This is a genomic window from Amycolatopsis sp. NPDC049688, from assembly GCF_040674975.1.
Classification (GTDB): Bacteria; Actinomycetota; Actinomycetes; order Mycobacteriales; family Pseudonocardiaceae; genus Amycolatopsis.
On sequence record NZ_JBFANY010000015.1, the window covers coordinates 132,018 to 156,389 of the forward strand.

The window sequence follows — 24,372 nt, forward strand, 5'->3', positions numbered from 1 at the left end:
GGTGTGGGTCCGGACCGGTCCCGGTGGCGGCGGCTCCCCGCCCCCGGGACCGGTCCATTTTTGCCTCAGGAGATCGCGTAGGCCCGGATCACCGTCTGCTGCACGGTGTTCCCGTCGTCGTCCGACGCCTTCGCCCGCAGCGAAACGAACCCGCTCGCCGGGTTCCGCACCACGACCGTCCAGTGATCACCGGTCCGCACGGTGGGCGCGGGCTGCCAGGTGCGCCCGTCGTCCGTGGACGTCTCGACGGCGAGCTTGCTGCCGGTGCCGCCGCCCTGCCGCTCCACGTAGGCCGGGAACGTGACGACGCAGTGGCCCGGGGCGCGGTTGCGGAGGTCGACCGCCGGGTCGAACCGGGCCGTGAGCAGTGGCAGCGCCCGGCCGTCCGCGGCCGCCGACGAGCGGAAGCCCCACTCCGCCGACACGTCCGTCCACAGTGGCCACCAGTCGGCGTGCCGGTGGACGTCCGCGGTGAGCCGGTACGCGCCGTCGGCGTCCGGCACCGGGATCGAAGCCCGGCCCGGCTCGTCCGGTGCCACGGGAATCGCGACGCCGTCCTTCGAGAGACTCGTCGAACCGGTGTCCCCGGCGGCCGGCTCGGCGGTGCGCGGCCGCCCGGCGGCGTCGCCGAACAGCGGCAACCACATGTCGAAGACGCCGTCCTTGCGCCAGGCCCACGGCCGCGGCTGCTCGCCGGAGTGGGTCACGGTCAGCCCGCGCAACGACGGCCCGGCCACGGCCTTGTTCCACGCGAGCTGGTACTTGCGGCCCGCGGCGAGGTCGAGCTTCTCGGTCAGGTCCCCGAGAAACCCGGCGGTCCACACGGTGTCCCACCGGCCCGGTGAGTAGTACTCGGTGCGTTCGTGCTGGTCGGGGGCGAGTTCGGTGTAGCCGTAGCCGACCATCCGGCCGAAGAACTCGCGCGCGGCGACGTAGCGGACGGTCGCGGGAACGCTGTCGTGGTAGGCGGTCCGGACCGCGGCGAGGTCGCGGGTCTCCGGCCGCTGCACGCGCGCGGCCGTCACCGCCCGCTCGACGCCGTCGCCGAGTTCGTAGCGGAAGTCCGGCGACGGACGGCTGACCACCGTCGCCGTCCCGCCGGCCTTCGCCAGCTCCGCCAGCCGCCGTCCGGTCACCGACACCCCGCTCCAGATCGTCGGCATGGTGAGCACCGGGATCCCGCCGCCGAGCACCGTGGGCGCGGCCGTTTCGCCGGCCAGGGAGACCAGGCCGAGCTTCGCCCCGGCGTGCTCGACGTTCGCGAGCCGCTGGTACGTCTCCGTGATCGGCGTGCTCGCCGGCACCTGGATGACCACGAGCTTGCCGCGGGCGTCGATCCCGGCGAGGTCCTCCGGGGTCCCGGCGCCGCCGGACACCACCGGCAGCGTGCTGCGGCCGGCCGGCGCGGCCGAGGACAGCCACATGCCCCGGACCGCGAACGGCTGCCCGTCGTCCGCAGTCAGCTCCAGGTCCGGTTCGGTGGCCCGGCGCTGCTGGCTGAGCGCGAAGGCGGCCGACGAAGTCCCCGGCACCGTCGCGGCGAAGGCCTCGTTGAAGCGCGGGTCGAGGTCCGCGCCGTCGGCGAACACACAGGAGCAGGCGGCGATCCGGCTGAGCCGCTGGACGGTGTGCGTGCCGCCGCGCGCCGCGGGGTTGTCCGGCTCGAGCGACATCCGCTTGCCGTCGCGCGCGTCGAGGGTCTGCGTGACGTCGTGGTCGAGCACCAGCTCCGGCTGGCTGATGAAGCTGTACGACGGCTCCTGGCCCGGCCGCGGCGTCTCGATGACGCTGTTGACGACGTACCGGCCGCGCGGCAGCCGGTACGTGCCCGGCTCGGCGTTGGTGACCGCACCGGTGTCGAGGTCGAAGATCGTGACCGGCGGGTACCCGGTCGGCGCCCACGGCTTGCCGTCGCGGTCGGCCAGGCCGACGGTGAGGTCGTACATCTCGCCTTCCTGCCGGACCGACAGCGCGGTCCGGGTGCGCACACCGTCGCCGCGCGCGGTGAGGATGCCGGCGTTGGTGCCCGGCGCGCCGTCCCGGGCGGTGAAGGTGAGCTCCACCGCGGTGCTGCCGCCCGCGGGCACCGTCACGTCCGGCGGGAAGGTGACCAGGCCGGCGAGGTCGGTGGAGAGCGCCAGCGTGACCGGCGTGGAGCCTGCGTTGTACCAGGTGACCGTCGCCTTCTTGGCCGTCCCGTGGTTGGGCCACGGCAGGTACGCCGAAGCGGCGCCGGTCGCGGTGACCGGCGTGGTCGTCGCGCGGGCGACGTCGACGCGGCCGGTGCCGACCGCGGCCGGTCCGGCGTCGACGGGCTCGGCGCTGCTGGTCAGGGCCGCCTTGAGCCGGTCCGCCGGCCAATCGGCGTGCTGCTGGGCGAGGATCGCCGCGGAGCCGGCGACGTGCGGCGTCGCCATCGACGTGCCGCTCAGCGTCTGGTAGCCGTCGCCGACGGGTTCGCCGGCCGGCGGGATCCCGGCCGGCCGCGCCGCGGTGATCGACTCGCCCGGAGCCGCGAGGTCCGGCTTGGCCGCGCCGTCGCCGGGCCGCGGGCCACGGCTGGAGAACGGGCTGAGGACGTCCTTTTTGGACACACTGGCCACCGCGAGCGCGGCGTCGGCCGCCGCCGGGCTCTCGACGGACTCGTCCTGGCCGGAGTTGCCCGCGGCGACGACGAACAGGGTGCCGTACTGGCGGGTCAGGTCGTTCACGGCGGCGGACACCGGGTCCGTCCCGTCCGACGGCCCGCCGCCGAGGCTCATGTTGACGACGCGGGCGTGCGCCTCGGTCACCGCCCACTGCATGCCGGCCAGGACGGCGTCGAACGTGCCGTGGCCGGAGTCGTCGAGGACCTTGCCGACGGCCAGCGTCGCGTCCGGCGCCACGCCCCGGTACTTGCCGCCGGACGCCGCGCCGGAGCCGGCGATCGTCGAGGCCACGTGCGTGCCGTGCCCCTGGTCGTCCTCGACGCTGCCCTTGCCGGTGAAGTCCTTGCTCGGGCCCACGCGCCCGGCGAAGTCCGGATGGGCGGTCGCGATGCCCGTGTCGAGCACCGCGACGGCCACGCCCCGGCCGGTCAGGCCCGCCTGCCACGCCGTCGGCGCGCCGATCTGGGGGACGCTCTCGTCGAGGCTCGCGTGCACCTTCGCGTTGAGCCACACCTTCGCGCTGCTCGCGGCGAGCGTGGCGGGCGCCGTGGCGAGCCGGTTCCAGAATGCCGCCGCGCCGGACTTGGGTTCGTCGAGGACGGTGTAGCCGAGGGCGGCCGGCCGGGCGGCCACGCCGGTCCGGGCGGCGACCGCCGGGCCCGCCTGCCGGACCAGCAGCGGCACGTGCGGCGTGCGGGCGTCGTCGTAACCCTGGCGCAGCAGGCCGGTGACGTTGAACAACTGCTCGTCGAGCCGCCCGGCGCGGACCATCCCGGCGGCGTCGCCGGGCATGACATAGCTGTCGCCGTGGCGGGTGTACTGCCGGAAGGGCACCGGGCGGTCGCGGCGGGCGGGCAGCACCCGCACGTCACGGCCGCTGACCAGCACCTGATCGCCGGTGACGAGCGTGATCCGGCTCGGCGCGCCCGCCGCCGGTCCGGGTGCCGGGGCCGCCGCGGCGGTGGGTGCGGTCAGCACGCCCGCGGCCAGGGTCACCGCGACGACCGCGGTGATCGGTTTGCGCATGGAATGGTTCCTCCCAGTCGGTCCCCCGGTCCGTGGAACGGGGTCCGCGCGGCGGCGGGTTGCCCGGATTCCGATCTCCGGGCAACCCCCGGCGTCGCCCGTCCCGTTCGACAGGTGTGGGGGCACTGAGGAGGAACCTGGTGAAACGGCCGGAAGAAGCGGGGTACCGCGACTACGTCACGACCCGGATGGACGTCATGCGCCGCACGGCGTACCTCCTGTGCCGGGACTGGCACCTCGCCGACGACCTGGTGTCGATCACCATCGGCAAGCTGTACCGGCACTGGTCGCGGGCCCGCCAGGTCGAGCACCTCGACGCCTACGTCCGCCGGATCCTGGTGCGGACCTGGCTGGACGAGAAGGCACGGGCGTGGCGGCGCGAAGAGCCGGCGGAGACGCTGCCGGAGCCGCCGGTGCTGCCGTCCGACGACGTCGTCGAACGGATCGGCCTGCTGGAACTGCTCGACGCGCTGCCGCCGCGGCGCCGGGCCGCGGTGGTGCTGCGCTACTACTGCGACCTTTCGATCGAAGAGACGGCCGAGATCCTCGAGTGCTCGGCCGGGACCGTGAAGAGCCAGACCGCGCGCGGGCTCGAGTCGCTGCGCGCGCTCGTCGCCGCGAGCCGGAACTGACGGAGGGATCATGAGCAAGGACCAGTTCGACGTGGCGATCGGCGTCGTTCCGCCGTCCACAGTGGACGTCGAGGCGGTGCTGGACCGCGAACGCCGCCGGGCGCGCGTGCGCCGCGTGGCGAACCCGTGGACCGCGGTGGGCGCGGGCGTCGCGGCGGTGGCCGTCGGCGCGGTGTTCGTCCTCGCCCCGGGGGACCCCGGGCCGGCCGTGGTGACGCCCGGCGCGGCACCGCCGCCTCCATCGGCCGACGCCTGCAAGAACGCCCCGCGGCCGACCACGGCACCGCTGCGGGAGAAGGCATCGGTGGTGGCGGACCGGCTGTCGACGGTGCTCACCGACGCCGTCCGGCAACGCGTGGCCGCGGGGACGACGCTGGGCGTCCACCCGATGGGGCAGTACCCGAAGGGCACCCAGCACGGGCCGCTGGCCTTCTTCCACGTCTTTTCCGCGTTCGTGTCGCACGAAGACGGCGAGTGCAGCGGCGGCGAGGACTACTTCATGGCCGCGGCCTCGACGTCGGAAAAGGCACACAAGGGCAACGTCTGGGCCATCGTCACCCGGCTCGGCGGCAACGCGGGCCCGGCGACCGAGTGCCAGCCGGCGCCCCAGGACACGCAGGGCTCGTGCCACCGCCGGACCGGCCCGCACGGCGAGACGATCGTCGAGGAGAGGTTGGTCATGCCGGGCGGCCCGACGGTCGACCGGGTGAACGTCACCAAGCCGGACGGCACCGGCGTCATCGTCGAGGCCCAGAACACAGCCAGGGACGCGAAGCTGGGTGACGCGCCGGACATGCCGGCCCCGCCGTTGAGCCCGGCCCAGCTGGCGGAGGTCGCGCTCGACCCGGGGCTGACGCTCTACCCCTGAGCGGCCAGCAGCACCTTCGCCGCTTCGCGGGCCGTATCCGCTTCGCCGGGGTTGCCGGTGATCGCGGCGAGCACGGTCGCGCCCTCGACGAGGGCGAACAGCTGGTCGGCGGTGTCCTGGCCGGGCACGAGGCCGCGCAGGTAGGCCCGGACCTCGTCCTTGTGCTTGCGGATCGCGGCGGCGATGCCCGGCGCGGGCTCGCCGAACTCGCCGAAGGAGTTGATGAACGCGCAGCCGCGGAAGCCCGGCTCGGCGAACCAGTTCTTCAGCCAGGCGAAGACGGCCAGCGGGTCGTCGCCGCGGGCGTGGACGAATTCGCGCAACGAGCCGCGCCAGCGTTCGTCGCGGCGGAGCAGATAAGCCTCGACCAGGTCGTTCTTCGCCGGGAAGCACTGGTAGAGCCGCTTGAGCGAGACGCCGGAGCGTTCGCGGACGGCGTCCATCCCGACCGCTTGCACGCCGTGGGCGTAGAAGAGGTCTTCGGCGGCCTCCAGCAGCCGCCCGGTCGCCTCCGTGGAATCCATGTCACCTGCCCCTGGCGCTGAGAATGAACGTTCTCTAGTCTAGCGGCAGTGACGGAGAACGCACGTTCTCCGTCTTGGAAGGAGCCTGTCATGACCCCGCGTCCGCCGTTCCCGCCGTTCGACGAAGACACCGCCCGCCAGAAGGTCCAGGCCGCCGAGGACGCGTGGAACACCCGCGACCCCGAGCGGGTGTCCCTGGCGTACACCGAAGACTCGGTCTGGCGGAATCGTGACCGGTATGTCGTCGGCCGCGCGCAGATCGTCGAGTTCCTCACCGAGAAGTGGACGCGCGAACTGGACTACGCCCTGCGCAAGGAACTGTGGGGCTTCCGCGGCCACCGCATCGGCGTCCGGTTCCAGTACGAGTCGCGGACCGTCGGCGGGCAGTGGTTCCGCAGCTACGGCAACGAGCTGTGGGAGTTCAGCGACGAAGGCCTGATGCGCCGGCGCGAAGCGAGCATCAACGACGTCCCGATCGCCGAAGCCGACCGCCGCATCTTCGGCCCGCGGCCCGAGTCCGAGCACGGCGTTCTGCTGCCGGTGTTCTGAGTCCGCTCTCCGCGGAACCGCACCCGGCCGTCCGGTGCCGTGGGCATGCTGCGGTCATGACGGCTTCGGCGTTCGGCGGGGAAGTGAGCTCGTACTACCAGCGGTTCCGCCGCGGCTACCCGCCCGAGGTGGCGGACGCGCTGGCCGCGGCGTTCGCCCTGACCCGCGACGACGTCGTCCTCGACCTCGGCTGCGGCACCGGCCAGCTCACCCGCGTCCTCGCGCCCCGGGCCGGCGCGGTCCTCGGCATGGACCCGGAACCGGCGATGCTCGCGCAGGCCCGCCAGGCGACGGCGGAGCCGAACGTCACCTGGCTGCTCGGCGCGGACTCCGACATCGGCGCGCTGACACCTCTGGTCGGCCCGGGCCGGCTGGCCGCGGTCACGGTGGCGCAGGCGTTGCACTGGATGGACCACGAGCGGCTCTTCGCGGCGGTCCGCCCGCTGCTGCGGCCCGGCGGCGGGATCGCGGTGGTGACCAACGGCGAACCGCTGTGGCTGCAGGACACGGCGTGGTCGGCGGCGCTGCGAGAGGTCGTGTCGGCCTACCTCGGGACCCCCGTGCACCGCACCTGCGGCACGGACGAAGCGAGCCAGGAGCGGTACGCGGCGGCGCTGGCGGCCGCCGGGTACGCCGTGGGCTCGTCGGTCGTCGAGTACTCGGCGCCGCTGAGCGTCGAGGAAATCACCGGTGGCGTTTTTTCGGCGATGAGCCCGGAGCAACTGCCCGCCCCGGACGCGAGGCCCGCGTTCACCGAGCGCGTCCGGGCGGCGGTGGGCCCGCACGGGCCGCTGCGGGAGCGCGTCCGGGTCCGGCTGCTGACCGGAACCCGGTGAACCGGACGAACCGATCACGGAAGGCGAATACGTACCGCCCCTGCAGTTCCTCTTATTGTTTCCGCGGGACGCGGCGCGGATGCTCGCTGCCAGGCGCCGATCGCGCCGCCGCCCCCCGAGGAGTCCCCATGACCAGCCGGTTGAGAGCTGCCGTCGCCACCCTCTTCGTCGTGCTTTCGCTCGCGTTCGTCGTCGACGCGACCACGGCCACGCCCACCGCGGCGCGGCCGGACTGCATGCGGCCCTGCCGGTTCTGACCGGCCGGCTACCTAGACTTCCGGGATCTCGGCCGGCACCGGTTCGAACGCGTTGCCGGTGGCGATCTTGGGCCGGGGCAGCTCGACCGGCTCGCCCGGCTTCGCCCGCCGGTAGACCTCGGCGGTCGCCTCGGCGATGCGGCCCCAGTCGAAGTCCGCCGCCAGCCGGGACTGCGCGGCCCGCGCCCGCTCGGCCGCGGCGTCGGCGTCGGAGAGCACCGCCGTCACCGCGTTGGCCAGTTCCGCGACATCGCCGGGACTGAACGCCAGGCCGGTCTCGCCGTGCACGACGACCTCGCCGAGCCCGCCGGCCGTCGACGCGACCAGGGGTGCCTTCGCGGCCGCGGCCTCCAGCGCGACGATGCCGAACGGCTCGTACCGGCTGGGCAGCACCACGGCGTCGGCCGCGGCCAGCGCCGCCCGCAGGTCGCGGTCGGACAGGTGCCCGACGAAGTCGACCGCGCGCCGCACCCGCAGCTTCCGCGACTGCTCGACCAGCTCGTCGAAGTGTCGTCCTTTTCCGGCGACGACCACGCGCGTGCCGGGGTGACGGCGCCGGATGCGGGGGAGGGCGGCGAGCAGGTCCTGCACGCCCTTCTCCCACTCGAGCCGTCCGAAATAGAGCAACAGCGGCGCCCCGGCCGGGCTGTAGACCTCCCGGGCGTGCGCGATCTCGTCCGCGGGCACCTGCCAGCCGCGTTCTTCGATGCCGTTGTGGATGACCGTGACGTCGGCCGCCTCGATCTCGAAGAGGTGTGCGACCTCCCGGCGCATGGCCTGCGAGCAGGTGATCACCGCATCGGCGCGGTTCGCCAGCCACCACTCGACCGAGTGAACCTGCTGGTTCAGCGGGTGCGACAGCCAGCCGGAGTGCCGCCCGGCCTCGGTCGCGTGGATGGTGCCGACCAGGGGCACCCGCGCGGCCTCGGCGATCGCGATGGCCGGGTGGGCGACGAGCCAGTCGTGTGCGTGGACGACGTCAGGCTGCCAGGTGCGCAGCAGGTCCTGCGCGGCGCGGATCATGGCGTGCCCCATGGCCAGCGTCCAGGCGACGAGGTCCCGTTCGAACGTCACGTGCATCGGGTCCTCGGCGACCCGGATGATCCGCACGCCCTCGACGACGCGGTCGCTGCGCGGGTGCGTCCCGGCGTCGGTGCCCGCGGCGTGCCGGCAGAGCACCACGACGTCGTGGCCCTGGCGGGCGAGATGGGTGGCGAGCGCGTGGACGTGCCGGGCCAGGCCCCCGATGGCCACGGGCGGGTACTCCCAGGACAGCATCAGCACACGCATGGGCAGAGGTTACTCGCGAGTCGGAAACCCCGGTCGGGCCCGTGTCGGCGGACCGTTCACATGTGATCCCGATCACTGTGCCGATCTGCCGGCATGGGCCGGGATGACTGCCTCCTGGCGCCGCCTCGACCCGCCCCTGTCGACGGCGTCGTCGCCGGACGAGCGCCGCGCCGGGCGAAGGGCCCGGCGCGGCACCGCTGCCTCACGCCGGCAGAGCGGCCTCGATGGCCTTGACGACCTTTTCGTCCTCGGGCTCGGTCCGCGGCCGGAACCGCGCGAGGACCTCGCCGTCCGCGCCGACCAGGAACTTCTCGAAGTTCCACTGGACGTCGCCGGTCTCACCGTCGGCGTCGGCCGTCTTGGTCAGTTCCGCGTACAACGGGTGCCGGCCCTCGCCGTTGACGTCGATCTTCTCGAACAGCGGGAACGTCACGCCGTAGGTCGTCGAGCAGAACGTCTGGATCTCCTCCGCGCTGCCCGGCTCCTGCCCGGCGAACTGGTTGCACGGAAAACCGACCACGGAGAAGCCCTGGCCGCCGAAGCGTTCCTGGAGCCGTTCGAGGCCGGAGTACTGCGGGGTCAGGCCGCACTTCGACGCGACGTTGACCACGAGCAGCGCCTTGCCGGCGAGCGAACCCAGCGAGCTGTCCTGCCCGTCGAGGGTCTTGACCGGAATTTCGTGGATCCCCATGAAGGTCCCTTCAGTCGTGCTTCAGCGCCCGGGCGTCGAGGTGCCCGAACGGTCCGTCGTCGGCGCGGTAGGCCGCGGCCAGCTGAGCCGCCCGCGCGCGGTCGCCGCGTCGCAGCAAATCGGCCAGCGCGTCGAAACGCTCGGTGTGGACCGCCGCGCGACGACGCGCGTAGTCCGCGGCCGAGTCCTTCGTGACCATGAACGCCCAGTCGCTCTCCAGCGCCAGCATCGCCTCGGCGACGGCCTGGTCGGCGACGGTGTCGCGGGCCGTGGTCGCCAAACCGGCGACGAGGTCGAGCAGCCGCTCCTGCAGGCCGGCGTTGGCGGCGACCATGTCCTTGACCTGCTCGCCGTCCCAGACGCGCCAGTCCTTGCCCGAACCCCACGACGACGACGGCAGGTCGATCGGCTCGCCGACGTGCCCGGCTTCCAGCGCGCCCTTCAGCGTCGTCACCCGCACGCCGGCCTCCGGCAGCGCGCGAAGCACACCCTCGAGCCACGCCGGTCCTTCGTGCCACCAGTGCCCGAAGAGTTCCGTGTCGTACGCGGCGACCACGAGTGCCTCACGCCCGTGTCGCTGCTTCAGCGAGCGAAGCCGCGTCACGACCGTCTCGACGAAGTCCTTGACGTGCGTCCCCAGCACGTCGGCGGCGAGCGCCGGATCGTAGGGCGCCTTGTCCTGTGGCTCGACCGTCTTGCCGGTGACCCGCGCCGCCTTGAGCCCGACCTCGTGCTGCCAGGTGTGGAAGTCGCGGTAGGCGGCGTGGCCGGGGTAGCCGGCCTTCGGCGACCAGACGCGGTAGGTGACTTCGAGGTCTCGTCCGAAAGCGACCACGTCGCTGTCGCCGACCGGCCGCGCCGCCCAGGTCTCGCCGCGCAGCGACGGCCCGTCGACCATGAACCGCCGCACGCCCGCCGCCGCGTAGCCGTTTTCCATACCGGGCGCGTAGCCGCACTCCGGCGCCCAGATCCCCTCGGGCCGCGTCCCGAGGCGCAACGCCGTGTCGGCGAGACCGGCGTTCAGGGCGAACTCCCGCACCCGCGGATCCAGCAGCGGCTGGAACGGGTGGGCGAGCGGGCCGCCGAGCAGCTCGATCGTCGAGTTGTCGACCAGCGAACGAAGGATCGGCGAGAACCCGTGCCGCCAGCGCGTGCCGAGTTCTTCGGCCGCGCGGACCGCAGTCCGGTGTTCGGCCGCGGCGAGCTCGCGCAGCAGCGGGTCGCCGTGCCACAGCGTCGACGCGTGCTGCGCGCGCAACTGCCAGTGGCCGAGCCACTCGTGGAACGCGCGGATGCTGTACGGATCGTCGAGCTGCGCGGCCAGCACCGGCGTGACACCGAGCGTCAGGACGTCTCGGCGACCTTCGTCGGCGAAGCGCTCCAGCAACTCCACCATCGGCAGGTAGGAGTGCGCCCACGCCTGGTACAGCCATTCCTCGCCGACCGGCCAGGTGCCGTGGTGCGGCAGCCACGGCAGGTGGCTGTGCACGACGAGGCAGAAAGTCCCTTCGCTCATCGGCGCACCGCCACGGCGATCAGGTCGAGGCTCGCGTCGAGGTCGTCGCCGTGGATGTCGAAGCCCGTGGCCTCGATCGCGGCGACGTCGGCGAGCAGCGCCTCCGGCCACACCGCCTGGCCCGGCAGCTTGCCCATGACCACGTCGAGCTGGGCGTCGATGATCGAACCGCCGTACCGCTCGTCGAGCGCGCGCACGGCCTCGCCGTGGTGGAGCCCGTGCAGCGTTTCGACGGCGAACCCGGCACCGGTGAGCAATTCGGCCAGTTCGGACGGTGCCAGCTCGCGGGTGTGGAAGGGGTTGAGGGGCGTGTCACTGTCCGGGGTGAAGGTCAGCCGGTTGGGAGTGGTGACCAAAAGCCGGCCACCCGGCTTCAAAACCCGGTGGCACTCGGCGAGGAATCCGGCCTGATCCCACAGGTGCTCGATGACCTGGAAGTTCGCCACGACGTCGACGACGGCGTCCCGCAGCGGCAGGAACGCCAGGTTCGCCCGCGCGACGCCGACCTCGGGGTAGCGGCGGGCGACGTGCTCGGTGGTCGGGACGTCGTAGTCGAGGGCGAGCACCCGGCGGGCCGTGGTGGCGATGAGCCCGGCCCCGTAGCCCTCGCCGCAGCCGGCTTCGAGCACCGTCGCGTCCGCGCAGTGGGGGAGCAGGGCGAGGTACGCGGCTTCGTGGCGGCGGAACCAGTAGTTCTCGGCGGCGATGCCGGGGACGGTCCGCTCGCCGGTCAGGTGCAGCGCCTCGGCCCGGGTGGCTGGGGTGGTCACCTCCGCGACCCTAGCGGTGTCACGTCCGGCACCGCCGTCTCGTTCCGTCGTCATGCAACGGACCATCACCCGTGTACTGCTCGTCGTCTTCGGCCTCGTCGAGGCCGTGGTCGGAACTTGGCCACTGGTCTCGCCGACCGGCTTCTACCAGGATTTTCCCGGCTTCCGCACGGGCTGGGTGGCGATGGACGGGCCCTTCAACGAGCACCTCCTGCGCGACTTCGGCGGCCTCAACCTGACCCTCGCCGCGCTCCTGATCGGTGCCGCCGTGATCGGCACCACAGCCGTGGCGCGGCTCGCCGGCGCGGCCGGGCTGCTGTTCGGCCTGCCGCACTTCCTCTACCACCTCGGCCACGTGGCGCACTTCGACCGGATCGACCAGGTGCTGATCGTTGCGACGACCGCCCTGGGCGTCGTGGTCCCGCTCGTGGTGCTGGCGATCCCGGGCCGGCGGATCAGCCCACCGGCGACACGGTGATGCCGAGCGCGCCGGGGCCGAGGTGCGCGCCGATGACCGTGCTCGCCTCGACGACCATGCTCTCGACCATCGCCGGCACACGGCGTTCGATCTGCCTGCCGATCTCCAGCTCGTGGTCGCTGGCGCCGAACCGGGTCACGGCGATGTCGGCGCGGAACCCGCCGGACTTCTTGACCGCGAGATCGACCATCTTCGCCAGCGCGCGCCTCGTCCCGGGCACCCGGGCGAGCGGCGCGACCTCGCCGTCCTTGACCGTGAGCAGCGGCTTGATCGAGAACGCGCTGCCGAGCATGGCCTGCGCGGCGCCGATCCGGCCGCCGCGGCGCAGGTACTCCAGCGTGTCGACGTAGATGAACTCGGTGCTCGTCGTGCACCGGCGCTCGGCGGCTTCGATGACGCGGGTGGCGTCCGCGCCGGCCGCCGCGGCCCGGGCGGCGGAGACGACGGCGAAGCCCAGGCTCATGCCGGTGGTCCGGCTGTCGAGGACGTGCACCGGGATGCGGACCTGCTGGGCGGCCTCCCGGGCCGCGCGGACGGTGTCGGACATGCGGCCGGAGATGTGGATGCTGACGATCGCGGTCGCGCCCGAGGCCGCCGCTTCCTGGTAGGTCCAGAAGAAAGCCCCCGGATCCGGGGGCGCGGTGGTGATCACCCGGCCGGATCTCATCGCGTCGATCACCTCGCCGCGGTCGAAACGGTTTTCGTCGTCGTAGTGGTGGTTCCCCAGGCTCATCTGGATCTGGACGACCCCGATCGCCCAGCGAGCGGCGACGAGGTCGGGCAAGCAGGAGCTCGAGTCGGTGATGACGGCGATGCGCGCGGGCATGGTCGGGGAGGTTAATGCCTGACACCCACCGCGAGTAGGCCGTGGTTGGTCCGATCGGACGAACGGCAGTTCGGGTGGGGTAGCCGGTCGACTACCGGGACAATCGTCCCAATAGATTGCGCATCCAGGTGAAAGGCGTCACCTCGGCGGGTGTTACACGCCGATCGGCCCTAATCTACCGGCCAGTAGAGCACTGTCCCGTGGTCGACCGCGGGCCACGAACCGGGAGGTCGAAGCAGACCCATGACCAACATCGTCGTCCTGGTCAAGCAGGTACCGGACACCTACTCGGAGCGGAAGCTCAACGGGTCCGACCACACCCTTGACCGCGAATCCGCCGACGCCGTGCTCGACGAGATCAACGAGAAGGCCGTCGAAGAAGCGCTGAAGATCAAGGAAGCCGGCGAGGGCGAGGTCACCGTGATCTCGGTGGGCCCGGACCGCGCGACCGACGCCATCCGCAAGGCGCTGTCGATGGGCGCCGACAAGGCCATCCACGTCTCCGACGAGGCGCTGCACGGCTCCGACGCGATCGCGACCGCGAAGGTCCTCGCCGCCGCCATCGGCAAGGTCGAGGGCTTCGACCTGGTCATCGCCGGCAACGAGTCGTCCGACGGCCGCGGTGGCGCCATCCCGGCCATCCTCGCCGAGCTGCTGGGCCTGCCGCAGGTCACCTACGTGCGCGAGCTGACCGTCGACGGCACGACGATCAAGGCCACCCGCGAGACCGAAGACGGCCTCACCCACCTCGAGGCGAGCCTGCCCGCGATCGTGAGCGTCGGCGAGAAGATCAACGAGCCGCGCTACCCGTCGTTCAAGGGCATCATGGCCGCGAAGAAGAAGCCGGTCGAGAAGTTCACCATCGCCGACCTGGGCGTCGACGCGGGCGAGGTCGGCCTCGGCAACGCGTGGTCCACCGTGACCGAATCCTCGCCGAAGCCGCCGCGCACCGCCGGCGAGAAGGTCGAGGACGAGGGCGACGGCGGCACCAAGGTCGCCGAGTACCTGGTCGGCCAGAAGCTCATCTGACAACGGCTCTTCGAGGAGGAACAAGAACCATGGCTGAAGTACTCGTCCTCGTCGACCACGTCGACGGTGAGGTCAAGAAGGTCACGCTCGAGCTGCTGACCGCCGCCCGCGCCCTCGGCGAGCCGTCGGCCGTCGTCGTCGGCCCGACCGGGACCGCCGCCAAGGCGAAGCAGGCGCTGGCGTCGCACGGCGCCGCCAAGGTGTATGTCGCGGAAGGCGACGAAGCCGCGAACTACCTGGTCACGCCCAAGGTGGACGTGCTTGCCGCGCTCGCGCAGCAGGCGTCCCCGGCCGCCGTGCTCGTCACCGCCAGCGGTGAGGGCAAGGAGGTCGCCGCCCGCCTGGCCGTGCGTCTGGGCTCCGGCCTGATCTACGACGCCGTGGGCGTCAACGGCGACGGTGTCATCGACCAGTCCATCTTCGGTGGCGCGTTCTCCGTCAAGTCGAAGTCCGCCAAGGGCGCGCCGGTCGTCTCCATCCGCCCGGGCGCGGTCGAGGCCGAGCCGGCCGAGGGCGCGGCGGCCGAGGAGACCGTCGAGATCCCCGCCGTCGACGCGGCGAAGGCGACTCGCATCACCGGCGTCGAGCCGGTGACCGGCGGTGATCGTCCCGAGCTGACCGAGGCCTCGATCGTGGTCTCCGGTGGCCGCGGCGTCGGCTCGGCGGAGAAGTTCGACGTCGTCGAGAAGCTGGCCGACGCCCTCGGCGCGGCTGTCGGCGCGTCGCGTGCCGCGGTCGACTCCGGCTACTACCCGGCGCAGTTCCAGGTGGGCCAGACCGGCAAGACCGTGTCGCCGCAGCTGTACATCGCGCTCGGCATCTCCGGCGCGATCCAGCACCGCGCCGGCATGCAGACGTCGAAGACGATCATCGCCGTCAACAAGGACGCCGAGGCGCCGATCTTCGAGATCGCCGACTTCGGCATCGTCGGGGACCTGTTCAACGTCGCGCCGCAGCTGACCGAAGCGGTCGAGAAGCGCAAGGGCTGAGTCCTGGTCCGAAGGGCCTTCCGGGAGCTCCCGGAAGGCCCTTCGCGCGTTTTCGGGACCTGAGAAGAGCCTGAGAACCCGCCATTCACCGAACATGCACTAATCGGTCATCGGATCGCACTCTCCGCGGCTTCCTCCGCGCAGGTACACCTTGACCATGACGACGTCACAGCTCCTCGTCAGCACTGATCAGGCGGGTGCCCAGCTCCCCGCCGACGCCCCCCGGTACTCGCTTCTCGTCGCGCACGCGAACGACGAAGTGGTCGCCGCGCAGAAACTGCGGCACCGGGTTTTCGCCGAGGAAATGGGGGCGCGGCTGCACTCCCCGCGCCCCGGTCTCGACGTCGACGAGTTCGACGAGTTCTGCGACCACCTCGTGGTCCGCGACGACAACACGGGCGACATCGTCGGCTGCTACCGGATGCTGCCGCCGGAACGCGCCGCCCAGGCCGGGAAGCTGTACGCCGACAGCGAATTCGACCTGAGCGCCCTCGCCGGCCTGCGGCCGTCCCTGGTCGAGACCGGCCGGTCCTGCGTCCACCCGGACCACCGCAGCGGCGCCGTCGTCAGCCTCGTCTGGGCCGGGATCGCCCGCTACATGCTGCTTTCCGGCCACCGCTACCTCGCCGGCTGCGCCTCGGTCCCGCTGTCCGGCGACGGCTCCTTCGCCGCCGGCGTGTGGGACGTCCTGCGCACCAAGCATTACTCCGACGAGGGCACGCGCGTAACGCCGCTGATCCCCTGGGATGCCTCGGGCATCGAGCGCCCGGCGCGGTCGACGCTGCCGCCGCTGATCAAGGGTTACGTCCGCCTCGGCGCCAAGGTCTGCGGGCCGCCCGCGCTCGACGCCGACTTCGGCGTCGCGGACTTCTTCGTCCTGCTCGATCTGCACAACGTCGACGAGCGCTACCTGAAGTTCTTCCTCGGAGCTCAGGCATGAGCCACGCCTGGATGCCGACGTCGCCGTGCGGCGACGGCTGCCTCACCACCGACGACCCGGTGGTCGGCCTCCCGCGCCGCGTCCTGCGCTTCGCGGCCGCGATCTCCGTCGTTCTCGCGGCGCTGCTGTCCGCGCCCCTGCTCCTGGTCGCCCCGGGCCGCGAACGCCTCCTGCGGCTGATCTTCCGCGGCATGCTCCGCGCGTTCGGCATCCGCCTCGACATCCGCGGCGGCGCCGACTTCCTGACCGCGCCGGCCGGCCGTGGCGCATTGGTGGTCAACAACCACATTTCCTGGCTGGACATCGTCGCGATCAACGCGTTGCGCCCGATGCGTGCGCTGGCCAAGAAGGAGATCGCGGGCTGGCCGGTCCTCGGCGGCCTGGTCCGCCGCGGCGGCAGCATCTTCCTGGACCGCGAACGGCTGACGACCCTGCCGGCCACGATGGCGTCAGTGGCCGACGCACTCCGGACGGGCTCACTGGTGAGCGTGACCCCGGAGGGCACGACGTGGTGCGGCCTGGCCTCGGGCCACTTCACGACGGCGACGTTCCAGGCGGCCATCGACGGCGGCGTCCCGGTCCGCCCGATCGCGTTGCGCTACCGCCTCGCCGACGGCCGCGAGACCAGCCGCCCGGCGTTCATCGGCCCGGAGTCCCTGATCGCGTCCCTGCGCCGGGTCGCGGCCCTGCGCGGCCTGGTCCTCGAGATCCACATCTGCCCGGAAATCGCCCCCGGCCGCGCCGAGAACCGCCGCGAACTGGCCGCCCTCGCCGAAGCGGCGGTCCACTCCGCGCTGGGCACGGTGCAGATCCCGGCACAGCGGAAGCGCCGCACGCCGAGCCGCCCGCCGGCACCGTTGGCTTCGCCTCCCGCGAAGTGATCCGGGCCCTGCCGCCGCGATCCGGCGGCAGGCCCGGGTTGGGACGTGGTCTTGTTCCGAACGAGCCGGCCGCCGAGACCCGGCGACCGGCGTGGATCCGAGGCATTCGCCGTCAGCAGTCCGCAGCTCCGGCGCGGAAGCGTGAACAGGCCCGTCACCGGAATCCGGCGCCGGGCCCGTTCACGATGTCACCGATTCAGCCGACAGCGAGCGTGAGCTTCCCGCCCGGGTGCCCATCCTCGCTCTCGACCTGCGCGGCGGCCGCCTCGGCCAGCGGGTAGCTCTTGCCCTGCGCGATCCCGACGCCGCGTTCGGTCACCCAGCCGGCGATCCCGGTCAGCACCTCACGCGACTGCTCGCCGCCGCTCGAGAACGGAATGCCCAGCTCGAAGGCCGCACTGTCGGCGATGGTGACGACCCGGTCCTTCGTGCCCCGCAATTCGACCGAACCGGGCAGCACACCGTGCCCGGCGGCATCGAACACGGCATCCACCGGCCCGGACGCGGCCTGCCGGACCCGCTCCAGCCAGCCGTCGCCGTACTGCACCGGCACGACGCCGAGCGACTTCAGATCGTCGAGGTTCCGGCTGCCGGCGGTGCCGATGACGGTCACCCCCTGCGCCACGGCCACCTGCGCGGCGAACCGGCCGACCGTGCCACTGGCGCCGTGGATCAGCAGCGTTTCCCCTTCGCGGACCTCGAGCAGCCCGAGGACGCGAAGCGCTGTCTCACCGGCGACCGGCAGGGCCGCCGCGTCCGCCCACGAGATGCTCGCGGGCTTCGGCGCGAGGGTCTTCGCCAGCGCGTACTCGGCGTAGGCGCCGGTTTCGGACCAGCCGAACACCTCGTCACCGACGGCGAAGTCCGCGCCCTCGCCGACGGCGTCGACGACACCGGCCACCTCGAGACCGGGGGTGTGCGGGAAAGCGACCTGGAAGTTCTGCTGCATGGCGCCCGAGCGGATCTTCCAGTCGATCGGGTTGATCCCGGCGGCCCGGACGGCCAGCCGCACCTGCCCCGGGCCGGGCTCCGGCACCGGCACCTCGGACAGCTGCAGAACGTCCGGCCCGCCGTACGCGGAGAAGGTGATCGCTCGCATGGTGGTTTCTCGCTCCTTGGTCGGTGACCCTTCGAATGTCCTCCCCGGGAAGTCAACTCGCCCGGCGGGACCGGCGAACCGCCCGGACGAGCAGTGTTCACTAGCCGGACGAGCAGGTCGCCCGATCGTGGACGCGCCTACCTTGGACGCCATGGACGCTTCCTGGTCGGATCCGCGACACGTGCTGGACGTCGTCGAGCAGGTGCTGTCGGCGCCACGGCCCCAGCTGCTCAGCCGGTTTTCCGCCGAACTGGGCAAGCTGGTCCCGCACCGCGCGGTCGCGATGCAGACGGGCGACTGTCCCCGCAGCCCCCTCAAGGTCATCGGCGACGAAACGATCACCCACGCCGTGACCAGCGTCGAGCTGCAGAGGCTGGCCGACCGCAGCGAGCCGGGCAAGGCCCTGGTGATCGACGCCGTGCTCGGCGGCGTCGAACGCCGTCTCGTCCTGCTCGCTGCGGCACCGGCCATCGGCCAGGGCGCGGTGCTCGCCGTGGTCCCGGAGGCCGCAGAGCCGCCGGCTGCGGAGCTGGAGCTGGCGGCCCGGCTGTGGCACATCGTCAGCACCGACGCGGGACAGCGCGCGCTGGACCCCGGCCCGGACGTCCTGGCCGGCAGCCTCGCGGCAGCCTCCGCACGCGCCCACGCGATCACCGACCTCGGCCAGACGCACGCGGCGACCCTGGCCACCATCCTGGCGGTGCTCCGCTCGGGTCGGCTGTCCGACGTCGTCGCCCGTCGCACCGCGATCGACGTGGCTGCCGCCGCGCTGCTCGAGCTCAAAGGCGTCGTCGACCGCGACGAGGTCCTGTCCGCGGAGCAGGTGGACGCGGCGTTCGAGGTCCTCAAGACCCAGCTGGCCGACCTGGTCTGGCACACGGAAGTCGACGTCGACCTGCCCGCACCCGTCGGCGAGGCGTCCCTCCCGCAGGACATCGCCCACACGGCCCGGACCCTGACCCGCGGCCTCGTGCTCGGCGCCTTGGACCGCCCCACGACCACACGCCTGCGGGCGTCCTGGCGCGTGGACGGATCGCTGCTGCGGATCACGGTCCGCGACGACGCCCCGGAGGTAGCGGACGCGGTCCCGCCCCGCCGCCTGACCGAGCGCCTCACAGCCCTCGGCGGCGACTGGGAGGTCGACGCGGTGCCGGGCTGGGGCACGACGGTCACCGCGGTCCTCCCGCTCGGCGTGGCCGAGCCGCCGGACCTGCGCCCGCTCGACCGGCTCAACCCGCGTGAACTCGAGGTGCTGTCGGGTATCTCGCAGGGCCTGCGCAACCGGCAGATCGCCGAGCAGCTGCAGCTGAGCGAGCACACGGTCAAGTTCCACGTCCGCAACATCCTCGACAAGCTGGACGTGAGCTCCCGCGGCGAGGCGGCCGCGCTCGCCCGCGACCTGCCACTGGAACCGGTGGCCCACCGGTCCGCCTGAACCGCCTTGACCTCCAGCGGACTGGAGGTTGCACGCTGCTGATCATGGCCTCGACGACCGACTCGACACCCCGTCGCCGCAGCGTGCTCTGGAGCGCGGAACACCGGCTGACCACGATCGCGCTGCTGCTGGTGGTCACGTTGGTCGCGTTCGAAAGCATGGGCGTGGCGACGGCGATGCCGACCCTCGTGGCGGACCTCCACGGGTTGTCGCTCTATTCGTGGCCGTTCACGATCTTCCTGATTTCCAGCGTGGTCGCCACGGTGCTGTCAGGCCGGATCGGCGACCGCCGAGGCCCGGCGCCGGCCCTGCTCGCAGGGCCGTTGCTGTTCGCGGCCGGCCTCGTGGTCGCGGGAACGGCAACCGGAATGCCGACGTTCCTCCTCGGCCGCGCCCTCCAGGGCTTCGGCTCGGGACTGCTCCTGGTCTCGGTCTCCCTCCTGATCGCGTTGACATTCACCGACCACGAACGCCCGGTCATCTACGCGGCGAACGCCGCAGCCTGGGTCCTCCCGGCGGTGATCGGCCCTTCGGTGGCCGGAGTGGTGACGGTCAGCATCGGCTGGCGCTGGGTCTTCCTCGGCCTGGTCCCCCTGGTGGCCATCGGCGTCCTCATGCTGGCGGTGGTCGTCCGCCGCCTACCGGCCCACGCACCGGCACCGGACGGACGGCGGGCAAGCGTGCCCCAGGCGATCATCGCCGCGCTGGGCGTCGCAGCGTTGACGTGGGCGGCCCAGCACCAGTCGTTCGTCGCGCTCGGCTACGGCACGGTCGGCCTCATCGCGCTGGCCTACGCCCTCCGGACGCTGCTGCCGGTGGGAGCGTTGACCGCCCGCCCCGGCCTGCCGACGGTCGTCGCCTCCCGCGCCCTGATCGCCGGCGCGTACGCGGGGATGGAGGCGTACCTGCCTCTGACGATGAGCGCGGTCCACGGCTACAGCCCGGCTCTCGCCGGCCTCCCGCTGACAATCACGGCTTTGGGCTGGTCCGCAGCGTCGGCGGCGCAGGGCCGGTACCTCAACTGGTCGAGGGAGGCCTCCCTGCGCACAGGCTTCTGGCTGGTCGCAGCGGGCCTCGTCTTCTTCGGCCTGGTCTCGCAGCCGTGGTTCCCCGGCTGGGTGGCGTTCGCGGCCTGCGCGGTCGGCGGCGCCGGCATGGGAATCGCAATGCCCGCCATCTCGGTCCTCCTGCTCCGCTACTCACCCGAAGGCGAGCGCGGATTCAACACCTCGGCGATGCAGCTCGCCGACTGGGTCGGCTCGGCGCTGCTCATCGGCTTGGGCGGCGTCCTGCTGGGCCTGGTCGGCTCGGTGCTCGACCCATCACCGGCGATGGCCCTGCTCACAGTGGCCTTGGTGGCGCTCGCGCTGGTGGGCGTCCGCTTGACCGGACGGTGGCCGTCGAAGGTGTGACAGGCCACTTCGAGAGCCAGGGTGGGCTTCGTCACGCGCTGGAGCGGACTACCCTGAAGAGGCGATGACCTATCTCGACCACGCGGCAACCACCCCGATGTTGCCCGAAGCCATAGCGGCGATGACCGAGGCGCTGTCCACCGTGGGCAACGCCTCGGCGCTGCACTCGTCGGGCCGCCGGGCCCGCCGCATGGTCGAGGAAGCCCGCGAAACCATCGCGGACGCGCTGGGCGCCCGCCCCTCCGAAGTAATCTTCACCGGCGGCGGCACCGAGAGCGACAATCTCGCGATCAAGGGCATCTTCTGGGCCCGGCACGACGACGACCACCAGCAACGCCGCCGAATCCTGTGCGGCGCCGCGGAGCACCACGCTGTGCTGGACACCGTCGAATGGCTCGAAACTCACAGCGGCGCTGAGGTCGTCCTGCTGGACGTGGACAGCCAAGGACGAGTCTCGCCTGACGTCCTCCGAGCAGCCATCGTCGAGGACCCGGAATCGGTGGCTTTGGCCACCGTGATGTGGGCGAACAACGAGGTCGGCACGATCAACCCGATCGCCGAGCTCGCGGCAGTTTGCGCCGAATTCGACATCCCGTTCCACACGGACGCGGTCCAGGCGGTCGGCGCCGTTCCGGTCGACTTCGCGGCCAGCGGCGCCTCGGCCCTCACCTTGACCGGCCACAAGCTCGGAGGCCCCTTCGGAGTGGGAGCCCTTCTCCTCGGCCGCGACACTCCGTGTGTGCCCCTGCTGCACGGCGGCGGCCAGGAACGCAGCGTCCGTTCCGGCACCCTGGACGTCCCGGCGATCGCGGGTTTCGCGGCTGCGGTCCGGATCAGCGTCGCAACCCGAGCTGAATATGCGAAGCGAGTCGAGGAACTACGGGATGGCCTTGTCGAGGCCATTCGGCGCGAGGTACCGGACGTTCTCCTCAACGGTGGAGACGGTGAAAGGCTGCCCAGCCACGCCCACTTCACATTCCCGGGGTGCGCCGGCGACAGTCTCCTGATGTTGCTCGACGCCAAGGGCATCGAATGTTCGACGGGGTCTGCCTGCACTGCAGGCGTCGCCCAGCCCAGCCACGTGCTGCTCGCCATGGGAGCCGATCCGGCAGCTGCCCGCGGTTCACTTCGATTCTCCCTTGGCCACACATCCACTGCCGCGGACGTCGAGGCGGTCGCCGCGGAGATCGGCGGCGTCGTGATGCGCGCCCGGCAGGCCGGCCTCGCCGGAATGCGCAAGCAGACTCAGAAGCAAGAGGTGTAAGGCAATGCGGGTTTTGGCCGCGATGAGCGGAGGAGTGGATTCGGCGGTGGCCGCGGCGCGCGCGGTCGACGCCGGGCACGACGTCGTCGGTGTGCACCTGGCCCTGTCGGCCAAGCCGGGAACATTGCGTACCGGCTCGCGCGGCTGCTGCACGATCGAAGACTCACACGACGCCCGGCGAGCCGCGGACATCCTCGGAATCCCGTTCTACATCTGGGATTTCGCCGAGCGCTTCACCGAAGAGGTCGTCGAGACCTTCGTCGGCGAATACGCCGCCGGACGTACGCCCAATCCATGTGTCACCTGCAACGAGAAGATTAAGTTCGAGGCGCTTCTCGAGAAGGCGATGGCACTGGGCTTCGACGCGGTCGCGACCGGCCATTATGCGCGCCTCTCCGTGGAGGATGGTGTGCCGGAGTTGCGCCGTAGCGCGGACAGCGGCAAGGACCAGTCGTACGTCCTCGCCTCGTTGACCGCGGAGCAGCTCAGGCACGCCATGTTCCCCCTCGGCGACTCCTGGAAGACGGACGTTCGGGCCGAAGCCGAGCGACGAGGCCTCTCCGTTGCCAACAAGCCGGACAGCCACGACATCTGCTTCATCCCGGACGGCGACACCAAGAAGTTCTTGGAGAACCGGCTGGGGCAGCGTCCGGGCGAGCTCGTAGACGCGGAGACGGGTGCGGTCCTAGGCCGGCACACCGGCGTGCACGGATTCACGGTCGGGCAGCGCAAGGGGCTCGGGATCGATGCTCCTGCCCCGGACGGCCGCCCTCGGTATGTCCTTTCACTCGAGCCGGTGTCCGGGTCCGTCAAGGTCGGCTCCGTGGCTGGGCTCGGCGTCAAGGTGATCGAGGCTGACCGGGCGATCTGGCCCAGCGGCCGGCCGCTGACCGAACCCACCGAGTGCGTGATCCAGGTGCGGGCCCACGGAGGCATCGTGGACGCGGTTGCCGAGGTGGATGCCGACACCATGACTGTGCATTTGCGCGAGCCTCTGCGGGGAGTTGCACCTGGCCAGGTCGTTGTCCTCTACCGCCCCGATTCTGAAGGCGGAGACGTCGTCCTGGGCAGCGCGAAGATCTCCGGCACTCGCTGACCGTCGGCTACTTTCCTGGCCTCTTCCAGAATCGGTGCACCCGTTGGCGGACCGGGTGCACCGACGGTGGTGTAGTCGAATGGACATGCCCGGCCGGAGTCGCGACGTTAACGGTGCCGTCCGAGGTGACTTCGAAGTCCCAGCCAGGCTGTCCCTTCAGCTTGCGGTGTCGCGCGCAGTACGTGACCGGCTGGTCGGCAGCCCCTTCGGTCTCACCCTTCGTGCGAGTCGCTTCGATCCCGCAGTTCTGCGCGGGACGAGTGCACCCGGGTTGACGGCACTCCTGGTCGCGGACGCGAATGAACTCGTCTTGCTGAACCGGGTAGCGGTTCGGAGACAGTTCGATCGCCTGACCTGTTCGTGGGTCGGTGAGCACGCGTCGCAGCGTCGTGTCGGCGCCGCTGATGATGTGGCGCGCCACCGCGGCCGCGATAGGTCCACGGCCGGCCAACATCGCCGGAGACTGGCCTAGGCCGAGGTAGGTGGCCAGGTCGATGTGCAGGAAGACTTCGGTGCGCGCGCCCGGACCACCGGTGCCGCTGAGCAGCAGATCGATGGCGACGTCCGCTCGGAGCTGATCCAGCGTTCGCGGCTCGTCCGCGGTCTTCAACGCTCGGGCGGCCTGGTCGATGCGGGCATAGGCGGCGGTTGCCTTTTCGGTCGGTACGTTGTTGACCGACACGTTGGTCACGCCGGTGTCCTGGTGGTGCAGGGAGAACCGCCGCTCGACGAGCTTTCGCTCGGTCCGGAGCGCCGCGCCCTCGGGGTCGACCTTCGCCGCCGCGTAGGCCGCGGCCCGGCGCACCTGAGTTGCATTGCGTCCCGGAACCCGGTCCTCGAGCGTCGCGTCGACGACCCGTACGTGATCTCCCGACAGCCATGACGTTGCATCGGTGACCTTCATGGCGCGATAGAGGTCGAGCCGACCGTCGTCCATGAGGTGGAGCATGCGGGGAAGCCGGGCGATCAACGCGTTGGCCGCGGAAACGATGGCGCTGGCGCGGTGTTCCGTTATGGACAGGGCCAACGCGACTTCAGATGACGCGCTGGGCGCCCGTCTCCGGCGCACGCTCAGATCCGCGATCGCTCTTAGCTGCAGTGCTTGCAGCTTCGAGATCTCCGCTTCGGCATCACGGATCAGATCGACGACCTGGCCGTCTTCCATCTGCTGCAACGAGTTCGGGTCGGCACGGAACGATCGCAGACTCAACGGAAGTTCGTTGTCAGCTCCCGGAGCAGTAGAAGGAACGAGTTGGTGGACTGGCTGTGAAGACGTCATGGGTCCGACCGTACGACAGCGCAGGACGAAAGTCAGC

23 protein-coding genes are annotated in these 24,372 nt (G+C 71.6%); 14 read left to right on the top strand and 9 right to left on the bottom strand.

The window, feature by feature from the left end:
* Window positions 1-65: 65 nt before the first annotated feature.
* Complete coding sequence (locus AB0J55_RS35315; RefSeq protein WP_364258711.1) at window positions 66-3,674, bottom strand: S8 family serine peptidase; 3,609 nt, start codon at window positions 3,672-3,674, stop codon at window positions 66-68.
* A gap of 140 nt (window positions 3,675-3,814) precedes the next feature.
* On the opposite strand from AB0J55_RS35315, the gene AB0J55_RS35320 reads away from it, so the two are divergent.
* Both AB0J55_RS35320 and AB0J55_RS35325 read left to right on the top strand, forming a co-directional pair.
* Complete coding sequence (locus tag AB0J55_RS35320; protein ID WP_364258714.1) at window positions 3,815-4,306, top strand: SigE family RNA polymerase sigma factor; 492 nt, start codon at window positions 3,815-3,817, stop codon at window positions 4,304-4,306.
* A gap of 10 nt (window positions 4,307-4,316) precedes the next feature.
* Window positions 4,317-5,174, top strand: a complete 858-nt coding sequence (locus tag AB0J55_RS35325; RefSeq protein ID WP_364258717.1) for a hypothetical protein — start codon at window positions 4,317-4,319, stop codon at window positions 5,172-5,174.
* Here the strand turns inward: AB0J55_RS35325 and AB0J55_RS35330 are convergent.
* On the bottom strand, window positions 5,165-5,698 hold the full coding sequence (locus tag AB0J55_RS35330; RefSeq protein ID WP_364258720.1) for a helix-turn-helix domain-containing protein: 534 nt from the start codon (window positions 5,696-5,698) through the stop codon (window positions 5,165-5,167). The genes AB0J55_RS35325 and AB0J55_RS35330 overlap by 10 nt on opposite strands.
* A gap of 90 nt (window positions 5,699-5,788) precedes the next feature.
* Between AB0J55_RS35330 and AB0J55_RS35335 the strand changes: the two genes are divergently transcribed.
* The 3 genes from AB0J55_RS35335 (at window position 5,789) to AB0J55_RS35345 (ending at window position 7,340) form a co-directional block, all read left to right on the top strand.
* Window positions 5,789-6,247: a nuclear transport factor 2 family protein gene (locus tag AB0J55_RS35335; RefSeq protein ID WP_364258723.1), complete on the top strand. Its 459-nt coding sequence runs from the start codon at window positions 5,789-5,791 to the stop codon at window positions 6,245-6,247.
* Between the two features lie 56 nt (window positions 6,248-6,303).
* The gene (locus AB0J55_RS35340) at window positions 6,304-7,083 is read left to right on the top strand and encodes a class I SAM-dependent methyltransferase (protein WP_364258726.1); all 780 of its coding nucleotides are present in this window, start codon (window positions 6,304-6,306) and stop codon (window positions 7,081-7,083) included.
* A gap of 128 nt (window positions 7,084-7,211) precedes the next feature.
* A complete protein-coding gene (locus AB0J55_RS35345; protein ID WP_354808185.1) occupies window positions 7,212-7,340 on the top strand; it encodes a hypothetical protein in 129 nt (42 codons plus the stop codon).
* A 12-nt stretch (window positions 7,341-7,352) separates the two neighbouring features.
* On the opposite strand, the gene AB0J55_RS35350 is transcribed toward AB0J55_RS35345, so the two are convergent.
* The 4 genes from AB0J55_RS35350 to AB0J55_RS35365 all read right to left on the bottom strand — a co-directional run bounded on the left by AB0J55_RS35350 (window position 7,353) and on the right by AB0J55_RS35365 (window position 11,607).
* Entirely contained in the window at window positions 7,353-8,630 is a 1,278-nt protein-coding gene (locus AB0J55_RS35350) for a glycosyltransferase family 4 protein (protein WP_364258729.1), read from the bottom strand.
* Window positions 8,631-8,832: 202 nt separating this feature from the next.
* The gene (locus AB0J55_RS35355) at window positions 8,833-9,321 is read right to left on the bottom strand and encodes a glutathione peroxidase (RefSeq protein WP_364258732.1); all 489 of its coding nucleotides are present in this window, start codon (window positions 9,319-9,321) and stop codon (window positions 8,833-8,835) included.
* 10 nt (window positions 9,322-9,331) lie between these two features.
* On the bottom strand, window positions 9,332-10,837 hold the full coding sequence (locus AB0J55_RS35360; protein ID WP_364258735.1) for a glycoside hydrolase family 57 protein: 1,506 nt from the start codon (window positions 10,835-10,837) through the stop codon (window positions 9,332-9,334).
* Window positions 10,834-11,607 carry a class I SAM-dependent methyltransferase gene (locus AB0J55_RS35365; protein WP_364258738.1) on the bottom strand — a complete coding sequence of 258 codons (774 nt, stop codon included), beginning with the start codon at window positions 11,605-11,607 and terminating at the stop codon, window positions 10,834-10,836. The genes AB0J55_RS35360 and AB0J55_RS35365 overlap by 4 nt, the downstream gene beginning before the upstream one ends.
* A gap of 52 nt (window positions 11,608-11,659) precedes the next feature.
* Between AB0J55_RS35365 and AB0J55_RS35370 the strand changes: the two genes are divergently transcribed.
* Complete coding sequence (locus AB0J55_RS35370) at window positions 11,660-12,085, top strand: hypothetical protein (protein WP_364258741.1); 426 nt, start codon at window positions 11,660-11,662, stop codon at window positions 12,083-12,085.
* Here AB0J55_RS35370 and AB0J55_RS35375 read toward each other — a convergent pair.
* Window positions 12,063-12,911: a DegV family protein gene (locus AB0J55_RS35375; RefSeq protein WP_364258744.1), complete on the bottom strand. Its 849-nt coding sequence runs from the start codon at window positions 12,909-12,911 to the stop codon at window positions 12,063-12,065. The genes AB0J55_RS35370 and AB0J55_RS35375 overlap by 23 nt on opposite strands.
* A 243-nt stretch (window positions 12,912-13,154) precedes the next feature.
* Between AB0J55_RS35375 and AB0J55_RS35380 the strand changes: the two genes are divergently transcribed.
* The 4 genes from AB0J55_RS35380 to AB0J55_RS35395 all read left to right on the top strand — a co-directional run bounded on the left by AB0J55_RS35380 (window position 13,155) and on the right by AB0J55_RS35395 (window position 16,750).
* A complete protein-coding gene (locus AB0J55_RS35380; protein ID WP_364258747.1) occupies window positions 13,155-13,940 on the top strand; it encodes an electron transfer flavoprotein subunit beta/FixA family protein in 786 nt (261 codons plus the stop codon).
* Between the two features lie 29 nt (window positions 13,941-13,969).
* Window positions 13,970-14,929, top strand: a complete 960-nt coding sequence (locus AB0J55_RS35385; RefSeq protein WP_364258750.1) for an electron transfer flavoprotein subunit alpha/FixB family protein — start codon at window positions 13,970-13,972, stop codon at window positions 14,927-14,929.
* Window positions 14,930-15,086: 157 nt separating this feature from the next.
* Window positions 15,087-15,869, top strand: coding sequence for a GNAT family N-acyltransferase (locus tag AB0J55_RS35390; protein WP_364258752.1), 783 nt, complete (start codon window positions 15,087-15,089; stop codon window positions 15,867-15,869).
* Window positions 15,866-16,750, top strand: coding sequence for a lysophospholipid acyltransferase family protein (locus AB0J55_RS35395; protein WP_364258755.1), 885 nt, complete (start codon window positions 15,866-15,868; stop codon window positions 16,748-16,750). The genes AB0J55_RS35390 and AB0J55_RS35395 overlap by 4 nt, the downstream gene beginning before the upstream one ends.
* 196 nt (window positions 16,751-16,946) lie before the next feature.
* Here the strand turns inward: AB0J55_RS35395 and AB0J55_RS35400 are convergent, their stop codons facing one another.
* Window positions 16,947-17,849 (bottom strand): NADP-dependent oxidoreductase, encoded by a 903-nt coding sequence (locus AB0J55_RS35400; RefSeq protein WP_364258758.1) that lies wholly within the window; start codon window positions 17,847-17,849, stop codon window positions 16,947-16,949.
* Between the two features lie 151 nt (window positions 17,850-18,000).
* Here AB0J55_RS35400 and AB0J55_RS35405 point away from each other — a divergent pair, with 151 nt between their 5' ends.
* The 4 genes from AB0J55_RS35405 to mnmA all read left to right on the top strand — a co-directional run bounded on the left by AB0J55_RS35405 (window position 18,001) and on the right by mnmA (window position 23,056).
* Window positions 18,001-19,284 (top strand): response regulator transcription factor, encoded by a 1,284-nt coding sequence (locus AB0J55_RS35405; RefSeq protein ID WP_364258760.1) that lies wholly within the window; start codon window positions 18,001-18,003, stop codon window positions 19,282-19,284.
* A 44-nt stretch (window positions 19,285-19,328) separates the two neighbouring features.
* Window positions 19,329-20,696, top strand: a complete 1,368-nt coding sequence (locus tag AB0J55_RS35410) for an MFS transporter (protein WP_364258763.1) — start codon at window positions 19,329-19,331, stop codon at window positions 20,694-20,696.
* 64 nt (window positions 20,697-20,760) lie between these two features.
* Entirely contained in the window at window positions 20,761-21,960 is a 1,200-nt protein-coding gene (locus AB0J55_RS35415; RefSeq protein ID WP_364258766.1) for a cysteine desulfurase family protein, read from the top strand.
* A gap of 4 nt (window positions 21,961-21,964) precedes the next feature.
* A complete protein-coding gene (mnmA, locus tag AB0J55_RS35420) occupies window positions 21,965-23,056 on the top strand; it encodes a tRNA 2-thiouridine(34) synthase MnmA (protein WP_364258769.1) in 1,092 nt (363 codons plus the stop codon).
* Between the two features lie 7 nt (window positions 23,057-23,063).
* Here the strand turns inward: mnmA and AB0J55_RS35425 are convergent, their stop codons facing one another.
* Complete coding sequence (locus AB0J55_RS35425) at window positions 23,064-24,266, bottom strand: DUF222 domain-containing protein (RefSeq protein ID WP_364258772.1); 1,203 nt, start codon at window positions 24,264-24,266, stop codon at window positions 23,064-23,066.
* Window positions 24,267-24,372: the final 106 nt, after the last annotated feature.

Excerpts from the sequence above, each read along its gene's own strand:
- AB0J55_RS35315 (WP_364258711.1), bottom strand. The coding sequence starts at position 3,674 with ATGCGCAAACCGATCACCGCGGTCGTCGCGGTGACCCTGGCCGCGGGC.
- AB0J55_RS35325 (WP_364258717.1), top strand. The coding sequence starts at position 4,317 with ATGAGCAAGGACCAGTTCGACGTGGCGATCGGCGTCGTTCCGCCGTCC.
- AB0J55_RS35330 (WP_364258720.1), bottom strand. The coding sequence starts at position 5,698 with ATGGATTCCACGGAGGCGACCGGGCGGCTGCTGGAGGCCGCCGAAGAC.
- AB0J55_RS35335 (WP_364258723.1), top strand. The coding sequence starts at position 5,789 with ATGACCCCGCGTCCGCCGTTCCCGCCGTTCGACGAAGACACCGCCCGC.
- AB0J55_RS35340 (WP_364258726.1), top strand. The coding sequence starts at position 6,304 with ATGACGGCTTCGGCGTTCGGCGGGGAAGTGAGCTCGTACTACCAGCGG.
- AB0J55_RS35345 (WP_354808185.1), top strand. The coding sequence starts at position 7,212 with ATGACCAGCCGGTTGAGAGCTGCCGTCGCCACCCTCTTCGTCGTGCTT.
- AB0J55_RS35350 (WP_364258729.1), bottom strand. The coding sequence starts at position 8,630 with ATGCGTGTGCTGATGCTGTCCTGGGAGTACCCGCCCGTGGCCATCGGG.
- AB0J55_RS35355 (WP_364258732.1), bottom strand. The coding sequence starts at position 9,321 with ATGGGGATCCACGAAATTCCGGTCAAGACCCTCGACGGGCAGGACAGC.
- AB0J55_RS35360 (WP_364258735.1), bottom strand. The coding sequence starts at position 10,837 with ATGAGCGAAGGGACTTTCTGCCTCGTCGTGCACAGCCACCTGCCGTGG.
- AB0J55_RS35370 (WP_364258741.1), top strand. The coding sequence starts at position 11,660 with ATGCAACGGACCATCACCCGTGTACTGCTCGTCGTCTTCGGCCTCGTC.
- AB0J55_RS35375 (WP_364258744.1), bottom strand. The coding sequence starts at position 12,911 with ATGCCCGCGCGCATCGCCGTCATCACCGACTCGAGCTCCTGCTTGCCC.
- AB0J55_RS35380 (WP_364258747.1), top strand. The coding sequence starts at position 13,155 with ATGACCAACATCGTCGTCCTGGTCAAGCAGGTACCGGACACCTACTCG.
- AB0J55_RS35385 (WP_364258750.1), top strand. The coding sequence starts at position 13,970 with ATGGCTGAAGTACTCGTCCTCGTCGACCACGTCGACGGTGAGGTCAAG.
- AB0J55_RS35390 (WP_364258752.1), top strand. The coding sequence starts at position 15,087 with ATGACGACGTCACAGCTCCTCGTCAGCACTGATCAGGCGGGTGCCCAG.
- AB0J55_RS35395 (WP_364258755.1), top strand. The coding sequence starts at position 15,866 with ATGAGCCACGCCTGGATGCCGACGTCGCCGTGCGGCGACGGCTGCCTC.
- AB0J55_RS35400 (WP_364258758.1), bottom strand. The coding sequence starts at position 17,849 with ATGCGAGCGATCACCTTCTCCGCGTACGGCGGGCCGGACGTTCTGCAG.
- AB0J55_RS35405 (WP_364258760.1), top strand. The coding sequence starts at position 18,001 with ATGGACGCTTCCTGGTCGGATCCGCGACACGTGCTGGACGTCGTCGAG.
- AB0J55_RS35410 (WP_364258763.1), top strand. The coding sequence starts at position 19,329 with ATGGCCTCGACGACCGACTCGACACCCCGTCGCCGCAGCGTGCTCTGG.
- AB0J55_RS35415 (WP_364258766.1), top strand. The coding sequence starts at position 20,761 with ATGACCTATCTCGACCACGCGGCAACCACCCCGATGTTGCCCGAAGCC.
- mnmA (WP_364258769.1), top strand. The coding sequence starts at position 21,965 with ATGCGGGTTTTGGCCGCGATGAGCGGAGGAGTGGATTCGGCGGTGGCC.